Here is a 17,213-nt window from a genome sequence, read left to right on the forward strand (position 1 = left end):
CTATGGTACCATTTCCACTAGAAAATCATACTACTGCAAAGGAGTTTACCATCATGAGTACAGCACAATCTTCCCATCCAAATACTTCATCCGCTGTTAAGTCCTCCATTTCCACCAAAGAACTGGCCTTAACAGGGATGTCCGCGGCTATCCTTGCCGTTATTTCCCAGATATCCCTTCCCATGCCTACAGGGGTTCCCATCACCATCCAGATTTTCGGCGTGGTTTTGGTGAGCACTGTTTTAGGCTGGAGGCTTGGCTCCCTGGCCGCCCTGGTCTACGTGCTTTTAGGAGCGGTAGGACTTCCTATCTTTGCCAACTTTGGAGGCGGACTTAAGTCCATTACAGGCCTTACGGGCGGATATATCTGGTCCTGGCCTCTCATGGCTCTCATCTGCGGAACCAGAATCAAAACAGGAAACAAGAGCTTAAATACCTTTTTTACCTTTGCCTTTCCCATTATAGGAACTCTGGTCAACGAAACCATCGGCGGCCTGCAGTGGGCAGCACTGGCGGAAAACATGTCTGTGCTGGGAGTCTTTACTTATTCCATGACCATGTTCATCCCCAAAGACATTGTTCTCACCATAATTGCTGTTATTGTGGGAATGCCCATTCGAAAAATACTTTCCAGGCAGTTGTAATTCATCTGGAAATACATACGTATCTCTCACCCGGCGCTTTCAAAGCGCCGTTTTTTTTGACCTTATCCTTTTGATCTCAGCCTTTTCACCATAGCCTTATCTTCACTCTCAACCGCCTTTCCATCCATCTTTCCATCTTTTCTTCCAACCGCTTTTTCAACTCAGCTTGACAGAACGGACTTTGAAACTTAAAATGTTCTAATGAAGCAGACAATTCCAAAGAAAGGATTTTCATATGATCCAGGATATTTTACCCCATGTATTTCACAATGAATTTGAAGTAAAGACTCCACAAGAGGACAGTTATTTTCTCTATTTCCGGTCCGGACACATTTTGCTGAAAAAAGAAAACTCCCCTGAAATTCCCAGGTTTAAAGAAATAGAAGACCCAGGCCAGGAGGCCATGTCCCACTGCGATTATATCTTTTCCATTGACGGCATGGATTTCTTTCTGGTGGATGAAACCAGAGTGTCCTTAGAGGAAAGCCCTTCTCTGGGCTTTTATGAAACGAATATCATACGGAATTTAAATCCCATGTGGGTCTCCTTTGCCGCCGTAAACGGGGAACACCTTCACCGTTTCTACGGAACCAACCGTTTCTGCGGATGCTGTGGCTCTCCTACCATGAAGAGCAAAAAAGAGCGCTCCATGATCTGTACTTCCTGCGGCAACACGGTTTATCCGAAAATCTCTCCCGCTGTCATCGTCGGCATCACCTATGAAGGGAAGCTTCTGCTGACCAAATACGCCGGAAGGGAATACACCCGGTATGCCCTTATAGCCGGTTATACGGAGTTTGGCGAGACCCTGGAGGACACTGTCAGGCGGGAGGTGATGGAGGAAGTAGGGCTTGAAGTGAAAAATATCCGTTATTACAAAAACCAGCCCTGGGGGTTCAGCGACTCCATCTTGGTGGGCTACTGGGCCGAGGTCTCCGGTTCTCCACAAATCCGGCTGGATGAAACCGAGTTATCCACTGCTGTCTTTATGTCTCCACAGGAAATTCCCGATGACTTTACCAATTTAAGCCTGACCCATGAAATGATCATGCTTTTTAAAAACGGAAATGTCAGATAAGTCAGAATCGAGTAGGAAGTAGGTGATTATTTCACCTACTGTCCTCTCACACCACCGTGCATACCGTTCGGTACACGGCGGTTCAATAGAATTAACTTACTTGTAAATATCTTTCCGACATTGTTATAAACCCTTGTTCTTTGAGATATTGATTAGTGAGTGACCTTGATAGAATTGGGCTGTTGGATATCCTCCAATAGCCTTTTCTTGTATTAGCGAACTCCCATGCTTTATAATTCTCAATTCCTAGCCTCATTAGGTTATCATGCTTGGTTTTTATCATCTTCCACTGTTTCCAGTAGCACATGCGAATTCTTCTTCGTAGCCACTCATCTACTTCTTTAAGTACATTCTTCATTTCTGCAAGTCTAAAATATTCCACCCATCCTAGGATAGTTTGTTTTATCTTAAATGCCCTTGCTTCCATGCTCATTGCATTACTTCTTCCAGTAATACCTTTCAGTTTCTCTTTCAGTTTCTTGATTGAGTTTGTATGTACCCTTATTCCCATTTCACCCTTTTTAGGATAAAACGTATATCCCAGATACTTTAACTTCCATGGTCGGTCTACCTTACTTTTCTCCCGATTGACTTTTAATTTCAAGTCTTTCTCAATAAACTTTGTGATGCTTTCCATAACACGATTAGCTGACTTCTTACTCTTCACATAGACGTTACAATCATCAGCGTATCTACAAAAGTTCAATCCCCGCTTTTCTAATTCCTTATCAAGTTCATTCAGCATAATGTTACTCAGTAATGGCGACAGGTTTCCCCCTTGGGGTACTCCTTCTGTTGTGGTATTAGTTACCCCGTTAATCATTACTCCTGCATTTAGATATTTTCTTATCAGTGATATCACTCGGATATCCTTTACCTCTTTAAATATCAATCCGATTAGTTTATCATGATTGACTGTGTCGAAGTATTTTTCTAAGTCGATATCTACTGCCCATCTGTAACCATTGTCCATGTATTCCTTGCATTTCAGAATTGCTTGGCTTGCACTTCTGTTCGGTCTGAATCCGAAACTGTTATCCGAGAAGGTTTTCTCAAATATCGGACTTAGTACCTGTGCTATGGCTTGTTGCACCACTCGGTCTACCACTGTCGGTATTCCTAATGGTCGTTTCTTTCCGTCAGGCTTTGGTATCTCTACCCTCCTTACGGGACATGGCTTATAACTGCCATCCAGTATGGACTGTTTGAGTTGGTTCCCATTGTCTTTTAGATATGTTAGAAGTTCATCTACTCCCATCTTGTCAACTCCATGGCCACCTTTGTTTTTCTTCACCCTTTTATAGGCTTCATTTAGGTTATCATTACTGATAATCTTCTCAAGCAATTCATTCTGACATTTACTTTGGTCGTTCTGTCTGTTTTGTGACGTCATAGAAATGCTCAGCGCCCCCACGTAACCTTCGAGTTCCACTCTATCCATCGGTGGGTGACCTATATTTAGTTGTCTGCTTTTATCACATTTCTTTGTTTCTTTCAAACTGTCAAAACCTCCTATTGTTCAGCCCTTCTCGTAGTGTTTGCAACCACTCCGGTACTATGGCTTCTGCTGACTTCTTAGAGTTCAGCCATACATCACTGCATGGGTTGTTATTTCGAAATGCATCTCTTAACTTATCTCTAAGATCTCCCCAGGTAAGAACGCAATCTTCCTCTCCATCTATCTGCCACATTTACACCTTTTGTTTTCGAGTAGTTATAGGGCTTTGACTTGTGTTGCAGTCTTACCCACAAAAGTATGCCTTTTATGTGATTTCTGTTCGTCAGACCAGAGATTTGCCCACGGACTTCCTTCAGATTCGCCCTCACGGACGACACCCTTGTCTTAGGCTATGCACTTTCCACTACTAGGACGTGCTAGGGACTTGAACCCACAAGATTGTGCCCATGCTGGGCGCACAACAAAAGACCGTACCGGAATTCCGGTACGGTCTTTTTCCGCATGTATTAACTTATTTACCGTAGTAAGCCTTTAAGTACATTTCCTTGATCTCACTCAAAAGAGGATATCTTGGATTCGCGCCTGTACACTGGTCATCAAAAGCATTTTCAACCATTTCATCCAGAGTTTCAAGGAAGTATTTCTCCTCCACTCCGTACTCCTTAATAGAAGCCTTGATGCCTACAGCCGCCTTTAATTCTTCGATCTTCTGGATAAAGTTCTTAAAAATCTCCGCATCATCCTTACCCTGTACGCCGCAGAAACGTGCGCACTCCACATACCTTTCAAAGGTGTGGGGATACTGGTACTGGGAGAAGGTTCCCATCTTGGTGGGCGCTTCGCAGGAGTTAAACTCCATAACCAGAGTGATCAGCAGGGCATTTGCCACACCGTGAGGAAGGTGATGGTAAGCGCCTAATTTATGAGCCATGGAATGGCACACCCCTAAGAATGCATTGTTAAATGCCATACCCGCCATACAGGAAGCATCTGCCATCTTGCATCTGGCCTCCACATGATCTCCCTGATTGTAAGCTGTAGGAAGGTAATCAAAGACGTTCTTCATGGCCTTTAATGCCAGACCGTCGGTATAATCAGAAGCCATAACAGAAGCGTAAGCCTCTAAGGAATGGGTCAGAACGTCAATACCGGAGGCACTTGTCAGGCCCTTTGGCTGGCTCATCATATTGTCCGCGTCCACAATAGCCATATCAGGCATCAATTCATAATCAGCAATGGGATACTTCACTCCTGTTTCCTGATCCGTAATAACCGCAAAGGAAGTCACCTCAGAACCGGTACCGGAAGAGGTTGGGATTGCCACAAAGTAAGCCTTTTCTCCCATTTTCGGGAAGGTGTAAACTTTTTTGCGGATATCCATAAAGCGCATGGCCATATCCTTAAAATCCACTTCCGGATGCTCATACATCACCCACATGATCTTGGCGGCGTCCATGGCAGAGCCTCCGCCCAATGCGATGATGGTGTCCGGCTTAAAGGAATTCATGGCTGCCGCGCCTGCCTGGGCATTTGCCAGGGTTGGGTCAGGCTGAACATCAGAGAATACCGTATAAGCAATTCCCATTTCATCTAATTTATCTGTCACCGGCTTGGTGTAACCGTTCATGTGAAGGAAGGAATCTGTCACTACAAAAGCCCTCTTCTTGTCATAAACTTCTTTTAACTCACTAAGTGCCACCGGCATACAGCCTTTTTTAAAGTAAACCTTCTCCGGATTTCTGAACCACAGCATGTTCTCTCTCCTCTCAGCAACGGTCTTGATATTCAGCAAATGTCTGACACCCACATTATCGGAAACAGAGTTTCCACCCCAGGAACCGCAGCCTAAGGTTAAGGACGGAGCCAGTTTAAAGTTATAAATATCACCGATGCCGCCGTGAGAAGACGGTGTATTCACCAGGATACGGCAGGTTTTCATGGCCGCCGCATGCTTTGCCAGCTTTTCTTTCTCATTCACATTGACATAAATGGAAGCCGTATGGCCGTAACCGCCGTCTGCTACCAACTGCTCCGCTTTTTCAATGGCCTCATCATAGGTCGCCGCTTTATACATAGCCAGGACCGGAGACAGCTTTTCATGGGCAAACTCCTCTTCGATGTGGACATTTTCCACTTCACCGATGAGAATTTTCGTGGCTTCGGGAACTTCAATTCCTGCCAGCTTTGCAATGGTTGAGGCCTTCTGTCCTACTATTTTAGCATTTAACGCACCGTTGATGATAATGGTCTTGCGCACCTTGTCCAGTTCATCACCTTTTAAGAAATAGCAGCCTCTGTCTGCAAACTCTTTCTTCACCGCATCGTAAATGGATTCCAGAACGGTCACAGACTGCTCAGAAGCGCAGATCATACCGTTGTCAAAGGTCTTGGAAAGGATGATGGAGCTGACCGCCATCTTAATGTCTGCCGTATCGTCAATGATAACAGGAGTATTTCCCGCACCAACACCCAGAGCCGGCTTTCCGGAAGAATACGCTGCCTTTACCATGCCCGGACCTCCCGTTGCCAGAATGATGTCCGCACCTTTCATAACCTCATTGGTCAATTCCAGAGAAGGAACATCAATCCAGCTTATAATCCCTTCCGGTGCTCCTGCCTTCACTGCGGCGTCGAGAACGATCTTTGCGGCGGCAATGGTGGAGTTCTTTGCACGGGGATGGGGAGAAATGATGATGGCATTTCTCGTCTTCAAGCTGATCAGGGTTTTAAAGATAGCAGTTGAGGTAGGATTGGTTGTGGGAATAACTGCCGCAACAAGGCCGATGGGCTCTGCAATCTTCTTGATTCCGTAAGCCTTATCTTCTTCAATCAAACCGCAGGTTTTTGTATCCTTATAGGCATTGTAAATATACTCAGCCGCATAGTTATTCTTAATGACCTTGTCTTCCACAACGCCCATGCCTGTTTCTTCCACAGCCATCTTTGCGAGGGGGATTCTCATCTTATTGGCAGCGCTGGCAGCCTCATAAAAGATTTTATCTACTTGTTCCTGTGTATAAGAAGCAAATACTTTCTGTGCTTCCCGCATAGCATCCATCCTGGCGATCAGACCATCTACGCTGTCAATGATTTGGGGGACCATTACCTGTTCTTCTTTCTTTGCCATTTTAACTTTCCTCCGTTTTATAAGTCAAATAGGTTTTTGTTATTATTTTAACAATCTTGATGATTATATTATATTCTATTGTTATTTTTTTGTCAATAATCATCCTTAAAAAATTTTTGCCTAAATTTTCTTGCATTTATATAAAAACTTGGCAATCTTCTATATATATGCTATAGTAGCCTCAGAATCTAAAAAATTTTTATTTTTACCAGGAAAACAAGGGGATTTTAAAGTATGAAAATAACAATTGGAATCGATATCGGAGGAAGTACCACAAAGATCGTTGGGTTTCAGAATAATCAATTGAAGATTCCCACCTTTGTAAAAGCCGATAACCCTATCGCCTCTCTCTTTGGGGCCTTGGGAAAATTCATCTACGACAACAGCATCCAGTTAAATGAAATTGAAAAAATCATGATCACAGGCGTAGGAAGCGCTTACGTGGAACAGCCTTTATATGGGATTCCCACGTATAAAGTAGGGGAATTTACCTGCAACGGCCTGGGAGGACAGTATTTTACCGGGCTCCAGGATTTAATCGTGGTCAGCATGGGAACAGGAACTTCCATGGTTCAGGTCAATGGAGATAAAATCGTTCATATCGGAGGAATCGGAATCGGCGGCGGAACCATTATGGGACTCTCCAGCCTTCTGTTAAAGACCACCGATATTTCCCAGATCATTGATCTGGCAGGCAGAGGCAATTTAAGCAACATTGACTTACAGATTCAGGACATTTCAAAAACTCCTCTTCCCGGACTCCCCCTGACAGCCACTGCCTCCAACTTTGGAAAGGTCCGAAGTTCCATATCAGAGGAGGATATCGCCATCGGCATCATCAACATGGTAGTCCAGGCCATTGGAAAATCCGCCATATTATCCTCATTAAACAGCAACATCCATAATTTTGTCATGACCGGAAATCTGGCAAAGCTGCCTCAATGCCCTCAAATTCTCCGTTCACTGGAAGAGCTCTTTGACGTTCATTTCATCATACCGGAACAGGCTGAATACGGAACTGCCATCGGAGCGGCTCTCACCGAAGAACACCATATGGAAATGAAACAAATTTTATTATAATATTTATATAAAAAAAACCAGGTGAGCCAAATAAAGCTCCACCTGGTTTTTTATGAATGATATCCCAATGCCTGCTCTAAGGCATCTTTTTCTTCACTTCCTAAGAGAACATCAGTTTCCCCTCTGTCCACTTCCTTGATATAGACATAACAGCCCTCCCGGCTGTGAACGGAATTTAAAACAAATCCGGAATTGGTGTAATCCAGCATTGCCATGGCAAAGCTCAAATTTCCTCCCATCCCTTTAAAAGCATTGTACTTTACAATACCGAATTTCTGAAAAGCACTCCTGTAGTTTTTATTGGTATTGCGCAGGGAGTCCTTATTGGCCCTGTCCTCTGCCTTTAATTCCGCAATATCCTCCATCTGCTCCATAATGATATCTTCCAGAGTTTCGGCATCCTTGCCCCTCATAAAGTAATCGTATCTGCGGTACAGCTTTCTTATCTGAATGATACACACAATGACCACCACCAGCAATATCAAGGTGGCTGCACCTAATCCAAGTATTAAAAAAGCAGGATCAATCGGTAACTGATTTAATCTGCTGTTATCCATTCTTTCGTCCTCGCTTTCATAAACGTTGCCCCAAGGGAGCCTTTACCTTATCTTATGGATTCTATTAATTCTACTATTCTTTCCAATTCTGCCTCAGAATAATACTCGATTTCAACTCTTCCCTTGTTTTTGTCCTTTCGGTTGATGCTGACCTTGGTTCCCATGGCCGTTTTCATCCGCTCCTCCAGCTCCCGGAAAATGAGGGTAAGAGTTTCTTCTTCCGACGGTTTTTCCTTTTCTGTTTTCTTTCTGGACAAGGATTTTACAAGCCGCTCTACCTCGCGGACGCTTAAATTCTCCGCTGCGATCTTTCCTGCAAGCTGAAACTGCAGCTCTCCATCCTCAACCGCCAGTAAAGCTCTGGCATGTCCGCCTGAAATCTGGTTCTGGATCAGCATATCCTGAACCCTTTCATCCAGCTTTAACAGTCTCATGCTGTTGGTGATGGTCACCCTGTTTTTAGACACTCTGGCCGCAATTTCTTCCTGCTTTAAGCCAAATTCCTGCATCAGCCTCTGATAAGCCTTTGCTTCTTCAATGGCATTTAAATCTTCTCGCTGAACGTTTTCGATCAGAGCGATTTCCATGGTCTGCTGCTTGGTGTATTCCCTGATCACCACCGGAACTTCCTTAAGACCTGCCAGCTTGGCAGCCCGCCATCTCCGTTCCCCTGCAATGATCTCGTAAAGGTCACCCTTTTTCTGCACCAAAAGAGGCTGCAAAACTCCATATACCTTCATGGACTCCGCCAGCTCAACCAAAGCTTCTTCTTTAAATTCCGTTCGGGGCTGATCCCTGTTAGGCTCTATGGAGGACAGCTTTAAAAACATCTCTTTTCCTGTTTCCGCCTCAGCTTCTTTTTGATCTGTTTTTATACTATGGTTTTCTGTTCTGGAATTGTGCTTCATTTCCTGCTCTTCTGCCGCAGATTCCATCACTTCGTCTCCGAAAATGGCTCCAAGGCCCTTTCCTAAACCTGTTCTCTTTCCCATATTTAGACTTCTTCTCCTCTGCTTATCACTTCTGCAGCCAGCAGCCGGTAACTTTCGGCTCCTGCTGACCTGGAATCATATAAGTTGATGGGCATCCCGTGGCTGGGCGCTTCAGCCAGCCTTACATTTCTGGGAATAATGGTCTTATAAATGTTCTGGTTTAAATTGTTCTTCACGCTTTCCACAACTTCCAGGGAAAGGTTTGTCCTGGCATCGTACATGGTAAAAACCACACCTTCCATTTCAAGAGAAGGATTCAGTTTCTTTTTCACCAGATTTACAGTTTTTAAGACCTGGCTCAAGCCTTCCAAAGCGTAATACTCACATTGAATCGGCACCAATACGGTATTTGCGGCTGTTAAAGCGTTGATCGTCAGCAGGTTCAATGACGGAGGACAATCTATGATGATGAAATCATAGTTTTTCTCGATTTTTTCAAGATGCTTTTTGAGCAGTCTTTCCTTGTTTTCAATCTCCAGCAGCTCGATTTCAGCACCTGCTAAATCTACATCAGACGGAAGCAAATCCAGATTTTCCTGAACATTGGTAATCAGGCACTCTTCAATTTCACAATCTCCTACCAGCAGATCGTAGACGGTTCGTTCCATGGTGGTCTTTTCCACTCCCAGCCCGCTGGTTTCATTTCCCTGTGGATCAAAGTCCACAGCTAATACTCTCTGCCCTGATTCCGCAAGACAGGCGGATAAATTAATTGCAGTGGTCGTCTTGCCCACTCCGCCTTTCTGGTTTGCTATCGCAATGATTCTTCCCATTTTGCCTCCATATCCTGTTGGTTCAAAAACTCATGGCTGAAATACAATTTTCTTTCAACCTCATATTTTTTCCTGTTATAACATTGGAAATTGCAGTACAGACTAGAGTATAGCATATTTTATTTTTTTTTCCTATGGTTTTTATGTAAAAAATACATAAATTATCAAAAAATGTTTCACGTGAAACATTTTTCCAGTAAAAATCCATTCATTTCCAAGTTTTAAGAATAAATTAATATGTTTCCCGTTGTAAGTATATATTGATTATATTATAATAGGGGGAAGAGATCATTCCCTTCAGGAGGTAACCTATGAAAACAAAGAACAAATTACTGACTTTGCTCATTTTATCAGCCAGCTCCGTTGCTGTTACGGCTGTCATAAATAAATTTGTTAAAATTTCTGCCCTGTCCAAAAACTTGTTGGCAGATTCAAAATCCCTCTGCTACAAATGGCGTTTCGGCAACATTCACTATACAAAGACAGGCTCCGGAAAACCTTTGTTACTGATTCATGATTTAAATGTCTGTTCCAGCGGATACGAGTGGAACCAAATGATTCATCAATTAAAAGACCATTACACCGTATACACCTTGGACCTCCTTGGATGCGGACGCTCTGAAAAACCTGATTTGACTTATACAAATTATCTTTACGTTCAGATGATATCTGATTTTATCAAGTCAGAAATAGGACATAGAACCAATGTGATCGCATCCGGTTCCTCTTCCTCTCTGGCTGTTATGGCCTGCAACAATTCTCCTGAGTTGTTTGACCAGGTCATGCTCATCAATCCGGACTCCATTCTGGCCTGCAGCCAGATTCCTAATAAACATGGGAAAGTGTATAAATTCATTTTAGACCTGCCGGTTTTGGGAACTCTGCTCTATCATATTGCTGCCAGCAAACAGTCCATTACAGAAGAACTCACTTCCAATCACTGCAATCCTTATTCTGTAAAGACTTCTCTCATCGATACTTATTATGAGTCGGCTCATTTGGGAGAATCACCAAAGTCCTTATACGCCAGTGTGAAGTGTAACTATACGAAATGCAATATTTCCAATGCATTGAAAAAGATCAATAACAGCATTTACCTTGTGGGGGGAAGCTCCATGGAAAATATGGAAGAAACTATAAAGGAGTATCAGAATTTAAATCCGGCTATTGAAGGTTCTCTCATTGAAGATTCCAAATATTTTCCACAGTTGGAAAATCCTTCTGAGCTGTTTAATATTATTCAAATGTTTTTTGTTTAAAAAAATAATGTTTCACGTGAAACATCCAAAACAGGAATTCCTGATGCAAATGGATGTTTCACGTGAAACATTTTATTTTACCCTATAAGCAATTTTATCTCAATGGTTCTTTAGCAGGCAACCCTGCTTTTCTCGGATACTTCTTTGAAGTGCCATCATTCTTGACAATCTTCACCAAAGACCTTTCCGCATCAGTTCCAGGCAACAAAAATGTCTCCACCTTCTCCACTTTCCCGCCAAGTAAAAATACAGCATGTTTTGCCGCATTTAACTCCTCTTCTATCTTCCCGGATTTATAAGGAATAAAGGCTCCTCCCACTTTTACAAAAGGCATACAGTATTCAGACAGAGTGCTCAAATTAGCGACAGCTCTGGAAACACAAAAATCATACTTCTCTCTATGAAGGGAATCTCTCCCCAAATCTTCTGCCCTTCCATGGATGGCCTCTATATTTTCAAGCCCTAAATTCTTTATGACTTCGTCCAAAAATTTAATTCTCTTATTCAGGGAATCCATCAAAGTAATTTTCAAACCGGGAAATGCTATTTTCAAAGGAATTCCAGGAAAACCGGCCCCAGTTCCCACATCAATTATTTTATACTCTTTTGTACCAATATCTTCCACCGCTTTGATCAAAGACAGGCTGTCCGCAAAATGCTTCGTTATCACCTCGTCCATTTCAACAATAGCGGTCAGATTCATAAATTTATTCCATTCAACAAGTAATTGAAAATAATCGTAAAATTGGTTTAATTGATTTTCTTCCAATTTTATAGATAATAAGTCCAATTCCCGTTCCAGCTTTTCCTTAAAATCTTCTGTCATACGCCGCTCCTCATTCCTTCTCCCCCAGGGAGCCCTCTCTTTGCCCTGAGGACAGATTCACCTTATTTTCTGACCCCTTCTGATGACGAAGCTGTTCCAAGTGAACCATCAAAACCGCAATATCCGCCGGAGACACTCCGGAGATTCTGGATGCCTGGCCAATGGATAAAGGCTTGTATAAATTCAGCTTCTGAGTGGCCTCAATTCTAAGGCTTTTCACCTGAGAATAATCAAAATCAGCATCCAGCCTTTTATTTTCCAACTTCTTATACTGAGCCACCTGCTGCTTCTGTCTCCTGATATACCCGTCATACTTAATATTGATCTGAACCTGTTCCGCCACATCCTCAGGAAGCGACCGTCTGTTGGAATCAATTTCAGTTAACATAACATATCCCAGCTCCGGTCTGCGCACCAGCTCTGCCAAAGTCGTTCCTGTTTTTAAAGGAGTGCTTTCATTTCTCTCTAAAAACTCCTGAACTTCTTTCGATGCCCCAATATTGGCAGCTTCCAGACGCTTGATTTCCTCTTCAATGGCCTCTTTCTTCCAGAGAAGCCTGTCATACTGTTCCTGGCTGATCAAACCGATATCATATCCAATTTCCATAAGTCGCAGGTCAGCATTGTCCTGACGCAGTAAAAGTCTGTACTCCGCTCTGGAGGTCATCATGCGGTACGGTTCAAAGTTCTCCTTTGTCACCAGATCATCGATCAGCACTCCAATATACGCCTCTGAACGGTCCAGAACCTTAGGTTCCCGTCCAAGCACCTTCATGGCAGCATTGACCCCAGCCATAAAGCCCTGAACAGCCGCCTCTTCATAACCGGAGCTTCCGTTAAACTGGCCTCCGCTGAATAAGCCCCTGACAGACTTAAACTCCAGGCTCGCGTCGAGCTGGACGGAATTAATGCAGTCGTATTCGATGGCATAGGCATTTCTGATAATCTTCACCTTCTCAAGGCCCGGCACAGTCCGGTACATGGCATGCTGTACATCCTCAGGAAGAGAGCTTGACATCCCTGCCAAGTACATTTCATTGGTGGAAAGCCCCTCAGGCTCTACAAAAACCTGATGCCGGTTCTTGTCCGGGAACTTCACCACCTTATCCTCTATGGATGGGCAGTACCTGGCCCCTGTTCCCTCAATCATTCCGGAATACATGGGGGAACGGTCCAGATTGCTTCGAATAATCTCATGGGTATTTTCATTGGTATAGGTCAGCCAACAGGATATCTGATCCTTCTGAACCTCTGCCGGGTCCGTGGAAAAGGAAAATGGAACCACCTTTTCATCCCCAAGCTGTTCCTCCATCCTGGAAAAGTCAATGCTCCTCTTATCCACTCTGGCCGGAGTTCCCGTCTTAAAACGAAACATTTCAATCCCATTGGCTTTCAAAGACTCCGTCAGATGATTGGCAGCCTGAAGGCCGTTAGGCCCCGTATAATTGATCACTTCCCCGTAAAGGCATCTGGCCCTTAAATAAGTTCCCGTAGCCAGCACAGCCGCCTTACAGCGGTAAATTGCCCCGGAAAATGTCTTAACCCCTTTTAAAATTCCATCCTCTGTAATAATCTCCGACACTTCTGCCTGGCGGATGGTCAGATGATCCGTATTTTCCAAAACCATTCTCATGGCCTTAGAATACTCTGCCTTATCCGCCTGAGCCCTCAGAGAATGGACCGCAGGGCCCTTGGACTGGTTCAGCATCTTGGACTGAATAAAGGTTTTGTCAATCACCTTTCCCATCTCCCCGCCAAGGGCATCAAGCTCCCGGACTAAATGTCCCTTGGAGCTGCCTCCGATGTTGGGATTACAGGGCATCAGGGCAATGCTGTCAACGCTGATGGTAAACACAATGGTTTCAAGCCCTAATCTGGCACAGGCCAGAGCCGCCTCACAGCCTGCATGACCCGCACCCACTACCACAACATCGTAAAATTCTTCTATGTGCTGCATCCTATTATTCCTTTCCGAATCCATAACTTTCTATTTTCCCATACAAAACTTGCTGAATATTTCGTTGACCAGATCCTCTTCCACCGACTCTCCCAGGATGGTCCCAAGACCTTCATACGCATCCATTAAATCAATGGAATAAAAGTCCTCCGGCACTCCGTTTTCAATGCTCTCTTCCACCATGGAAAGACTTTTGAGGGCCTCCAAAAGAGCATTCTTATGGCGCACATTGGTGATATAAACCTGGTCATTAAAATCGATTTCACCCTGATAAAACATGGATTTAATCTCCCGCTCCAAATCCTCTATTCCAAGCCTTTCCCTGGCTGAAATAGAGATCACCTTATGGCCTGTTCTGCTCTTTAATTCCTCCTCTGTGACAACTGCCTCCAGGTCGGTTTTATTCAAAAGCACGACCGCTTTCCGGTCCTTTATAAACTCTATAATCTCTTTATCATTCTCATCCAAAGGACATGACCCATCCACCACATAGATGATCAAATCCGCCTCTTTGGCAGCGCTTCTGGCCTTCTCCACCCCGATCTTTTCCACCACATCCCCGGTGTTTCGAATGCCTGCCGTATCCACCACGCGAAGGCTTAAATCCTCCAGCCTGATCTGTTCCTTTAAGGTATCCCTGGTAGTTCCCGCAATGTCAGTTACAATGGCCCTCTCCTCTCCCACTAAAACATTTAAAAGAGAAGATTTCCCTGCATTGGGCTTTCCTAAAATAACCGTTTCAATTCCTTCTGAAAGAACCCTTCCGTTATCCGCAGACTTAATCAGACTTTCCAGCTCTTCCTTTAAAGGCTTCATCACCTCTGACAATTTCTCCGGATACCCTTCCAAAGAAATGTGCTCCGGGTCATCAAGAGCTGATTCGAGAAAAGCGATCTCATAGAGAATCTTTTCTCTCATCCCCCGGATTCTTTTGGAAACAGCTCCTTCCAACTGGCTGACAGAAGACTTCAAGGCATAATCATTCTTAGCATGAATCACATCGATGACAGCCTCTGCCTGGGATAAATCCAGCCTGCCGTTTAAAAATGCCCTCTTGGTAAACTCTCCCGGCTCTGCCGGTCTGGCTCCATGCTTTAAAACTGTTTCCAGAATCTTCTTCGTCACAAGAACTCCCCCGTGACAGTCAATTTCAATGGTATCCTCCGCCGTATAGCTTTTAGGCCCCTTCATCATCATCACCAGAACCTCGTCAATCACCTCTTCCCCGTCACAGATATAACCGTAATGGATGGTGTGGGATGGCTCTTTCGAAAGCTTTTTTTCCTTCTTTCCCTTTGTTTTAAACACTTTATCTATAATTGGAAATGCCTCTTCGCCGCTGATTCTCACAATTCCGATTCCGGAACTGGACATGGCTGTGGCGATGGCTGCTATTGTATTCGTCTTCATATTCGATCACCTGGATTTATATGGAAAAGGGGTGAGGGTGCCTTGCGACAGCCCCAACCCCTCATTGTTGTGTGACTTATTTATCTTTTTCGTAATACCGTTCTTTTTTCAAATGATCCCTTTTTAAAGAAATAACAACGTGGCGGAAAGGTTCCTCTCCATCACTTCTGGTGATGACAGATTTGTCATTTTGAAGGGCGGAATGGATGATCCGTCTTTCGTAGGGATTCATGGGCTCTAAGGAAACCGGACGTCTCGTCCTCTTTACCTTATAAGCGATGTTTTTAGCCAGGTTTTCCAGAGTTTCTTTTCTCCGCTCCCTGTAATTTTCCGTGTCCAGCTTGACCCGGATATAATCTTCGCTTTCCTTATTCACAACAAGGCTTACTAAATACTGGAGGGAATCGAGAGTCTGTCCTCTTTTGCCGATTAAGATACCCATGTCCTGGCTGGACATGTCAATGGAAAGCTCTCTCTCCTCTTTCTGAAAGGAAACCTCCAGATTGACATTCAAATCCATAGCGCCGAACACGTCAGAAAGGAAAGCTGCTGCTTTTTCTTCCAGGGTCTCTTCCTGCTTCTTTTTCTTTCCTGCGCGGATGACAGCCGGTTTTGCACCGATAATTCCCAGAATACCATTACTGCCCTTTTCAATAACCTCATACTCCAGCTGGTCACTGGTTGTACCCAATTCGATCAATGCCTTCGTAATTGCTTCGTCAACGGTTTTGGCTGAAACTGTAATCATATCCATAGGTCACCCCTCCTATTTACTGTTCTTGTCATTATACTTCTGAACCATACGGGCCTTGGCCGAAATGCTGTTAGGGTCTGAAGATCCGCTTTCATAATAATCTTTGGAAGCCTGGGCCTGCTCCTTTGCCTTTTCTTTCTTGGCACTCTTCTCAGACTCTGCCTTTTCATTGGCTGCCTGAAGATTCTTTAAGGTAGCTGTAGCGTTTTGGGAAACCTGCTGAGGAGGAAGTCCCTTTTTCGCTCTCCTGGCATTGGCCTTTTCCATATTTTTCCTGATCATCTCATCCATATCAATCTTATTGAAATAGCTGTTTACAGCGAGCTGCTGGATGATCTGGAACACGCTGGATGCAATCCAGTAAATACCGATACCGGAAGCAAAGGTGAAACAGAAGAATACGGACATCAAAGGCATAACTGTGTTCATGCTCTTCATGGACTGGGCCATGGCATTGTTTTCCGTATTTTCATTCTGAGGCTGGTTGGCAGTCATCAGCTTTGCGCTGAACCACTGGCTTAAACCGGCCAGAATGGGAATGAGAAGGGCAAGGCTTAAACGGAAGCCGCCTTCCGGGGGAAACATAACGCTGGAAGGAGTGGAAGCCAGATTGATTCCCAAAAAGGAATTCATGTGTTCAATCTGAGACGCACTCTGAGAAATCACATTCTGAACGCTGGGAAACAGTCCTTCAAGGGCCTTCCACTGGCTCGGATTCAACTGGTATAAAAAGTCAACCATACCGTCGCTGGTGGCTAAATCACCGATCCGGCTTGTATTGATTTTGTTTTCACTGGCAAACTGATTCAAGATTCCCACGTGGTCCATTCCAAGGGAACTGATTTTAACAACCACATTTTCAAATACTGCTTTTACGCTCTGTACGTAAGCAGGAATATGGTAAATAACCTGATACAAAGCAAATAGAATGGGCATCTGGATGACGAGCTGCAGACAGCCGCCGGTCATGGAAGTGCCATACTTTTCATAAATTGCCTGGATCTCCACATTCTGTCTTCTCATGGACTCCTGATCTGACTTTCCCTTATACTTGGCCTGAACTGCAGAAATTTCCGGCTGCATAACGCTCATCAGCTTTGAAGATCTTTGCTGCTTTAACGTGAGGGGAAACATAAGAAGCTTTGTCACAAGAGTAAATAAAATAATACACAAACCAATATTCTGGATTCCGAATGTGCTGGTCAGCTTAAAAAGCCAATCCATGATAACACCCAGAACGGTCGCAAAGGGCCCCAGAATGCCTCCCACCTTAGTGAGTACTAAGAATTCCAATGAA

The 17,213-nt window shown here is 44.1% G+C and carries 14 protein-coding genes; 4 read left to right on the forward strand and 10 right to left on the reverse strand.

Annotated features, from left to right (window positions below; genetic code table 11):
- Positions 1–53: 53 nt before the first annotated feature.
- Entirely contained in the window at positions 54–644 is a 591-nt protein-coding gene (locus tag QM657_RS13395; protein WP_415067199.1) for a biotin transporter BioY, read from the forward strand.
- A 235-nt stretch (positions 645–879) separates the two neighbouring features.
- A complete protein-coding gene (nudC, locus tag QM657_RS13400) occupies positions 880–1,722 on the forward strand; it encodes an NAD(+) diphosphatase (protein WP_415067200.1) in 843 nt (280 codons plus the stop codon).
- A 91-nt stretch (positions 1,723–1,813) separates the two neighbouring features.
- On the opposite strand, the gene ltrA is transcribed toward nudC, so the two are convergent.
- Together ltrA and adhE are read right to left on the reverse strand one after the other, a co-directional pair.
- A complete protein-coding gene (ltrA, locus tag QM657_RS13405; RefSeq protein ID WP_415067201.1) occupies positions 1,814–3,220 on the reverse strand; it encodes a group II intron reverse transcriptase/maturase in 1,407 nt (468 codons plus the stop codon).
- 472 nt (positions 3,221–3,692) lie between these two features.
- Entirely contained in the window at positions 3,693–6,308 is a 2,616-nt protein-coding gene (gene adhE, locus QM657_RS13410; RefSeq protein WP_415067202.1) for a bifunctional acetaldehyde-CoA/alcohol dehydrogenase, read from the reverse strand.
- Between the two features lie 234 nt (positions 6,309–6,542).
- Between adhE and coaW the strand changes: the two genes are divergently transcribed.
- Positions 6,543–7,388 (forward strand): type II pantothenate kinase, encoded by an 846-nt coding sequence (gene coaW / locus QM657_RS13415; protein WP_415067203.1) that lies wholly within the window; start codon positions 6,543–6,545, stop codon positions 7,386–7,388.
- A 50-nt stretch (positions 7,389–7,438) separates the two neighbouring features.
- Here the strand turns inward: coaW and QM657_RS13420 are convergent, their stop codons facing one another.
- The 3 genes from QM657_RS13420 to QM657_RS13430 are packed head-to-tail and all read right to left on the reverse strand — an operon-like array spanning position 7,439 to position 9,710.
- The gene (locus QM657_RS13420) at positions 7,439–7,945 is read right to left on the reverse strand and encodes a DUF4446 family protein (RefSeq protein WP_415067204.1); all 507 of its coding nucleotides are present in this window, start codon (positions 7,943–7,945) and stop codon (positions 7,439–7,441) included.
- Positions 7,946–7,992: 47 nt separating this feature from the next.
- The gene (locus QM657_RS13425; protein WP_415067205.1) at positions 7,993–8,937 is read right to left on the reverse strand and encodes a ParB/RepB/Spo0J family partition protein; all 945 of its coding nucleotides are present in this window, start codon (positions 8,935–8,937) and stop codon (positions 7,993–7,995) included.
- Positions 8,938–8,939: 2 nt separating this feature from the next.
- Complete coding sequence (locus tag QM657_RS13430) at positions 8,940–9,710, reverse strand: ParA family protein (RefSeq protein ID WP_415067206.1); 771 nt, start codon at positions 9,708–9,710, stop codon at positions 8,940–8,942.
- 311 nt (positions 9,711–10,021) lie between these two features.
- On the opposite strand from QM657_RS13430, the gene QM657_RS13435 reads away from it, so the two are divergent.
- Positions 10,022–10,969, forward strand: a complete 948-nt coding sequence (locus tag QM657_RS13435; RefSeq protein WP_415067207.1) for an alpha/beta fold hydrolase — start codon at positions 10,022–10,024, stop codon at positions 10,967–10,969.
- Between the two features lie 94 nt (positions 10,970–11,063).
- Here the strand turns inward: QM657_RS13435 and rsmG are convergent, their stop codons facing one another.
- The 5 genes from rsmG to QM657_RS13460 form a co-directional block, all read right to left on the reverse strand.
- A complete protein-coding gene (gene rsmG, locus QM657_RS13440; RefSeq protein ID WP_415067208.1) occupies positions 11,064–11,795 on the reverse strand; it encodes a 16S rRNA (guanine(527)-N(7))-methyltransferase RsmG in 732 nt (243 codons plus the stop codon).
- A 10-nt stretch (positions 11,796–11,805) separates the two neighbouring features.
- A complete protein-coding gene (mnmG, locus tag QM657_RS13445) occupies positions 11,806–13,752 on the reverse strand; it encodes a tRNA uridine-5-carboxymethylaminomethyl(34) synthesis enzyme MnmG (RefSeq protein ID WP_415067209.1) in 1,947 nt (648 codons plus the stop codon).
- 30 nt (positions 13,753–13,782) lie between these two features.
- Entirely contained in the window at positions 13,783–15,162 is a 1,380-nt protein-coding gene (mnmE, locus tag QM657_RS13450; RefSeq protein ID WP_415067210.1) for a tRNA uridine-5-carboxymethylaminomethyl(34) synthesis GTPase MnmE, read from the reverse strand.
- A 76-nt stretch (positions 15,163–15,238) separates the two neighbouring features.
- Positions 15,239–15,916, reverse strand: coding sequence for an RNA-binding cell elongation regulator Jag/EloR (jag, locus tag QM657_RS13455; protein WP_415067211.1), 678 nt, complete (start codon positions 15,914–15,916; stop codon positions 15,239–15,241).
- Positions 15,917–15,928: 12 nt separating this feature from the next.
- Positions 15,929–17,209, reverse strand: a complete 1,281-nt coding sequence (locus QM657_RS13460; RefSeq protein ID WP_415067212.1) for a YidC/Oxa1 family membrane protein insertase — start codon at positions 17,207–17,209, stop codon at positions 15,929–15,931.
- Between the last annotated feature and the right edge of the window lie 4 nt (positions 17,210–17,213).

Origin of the sequence: Lacrimispora sp. (assembly GCF_047605665.1) — a bacterium.
Lineage (GTDB): Bacteria > Bacillota > Clostridia > Lachnospirales > Lachnospiraceae > Lacrimispora.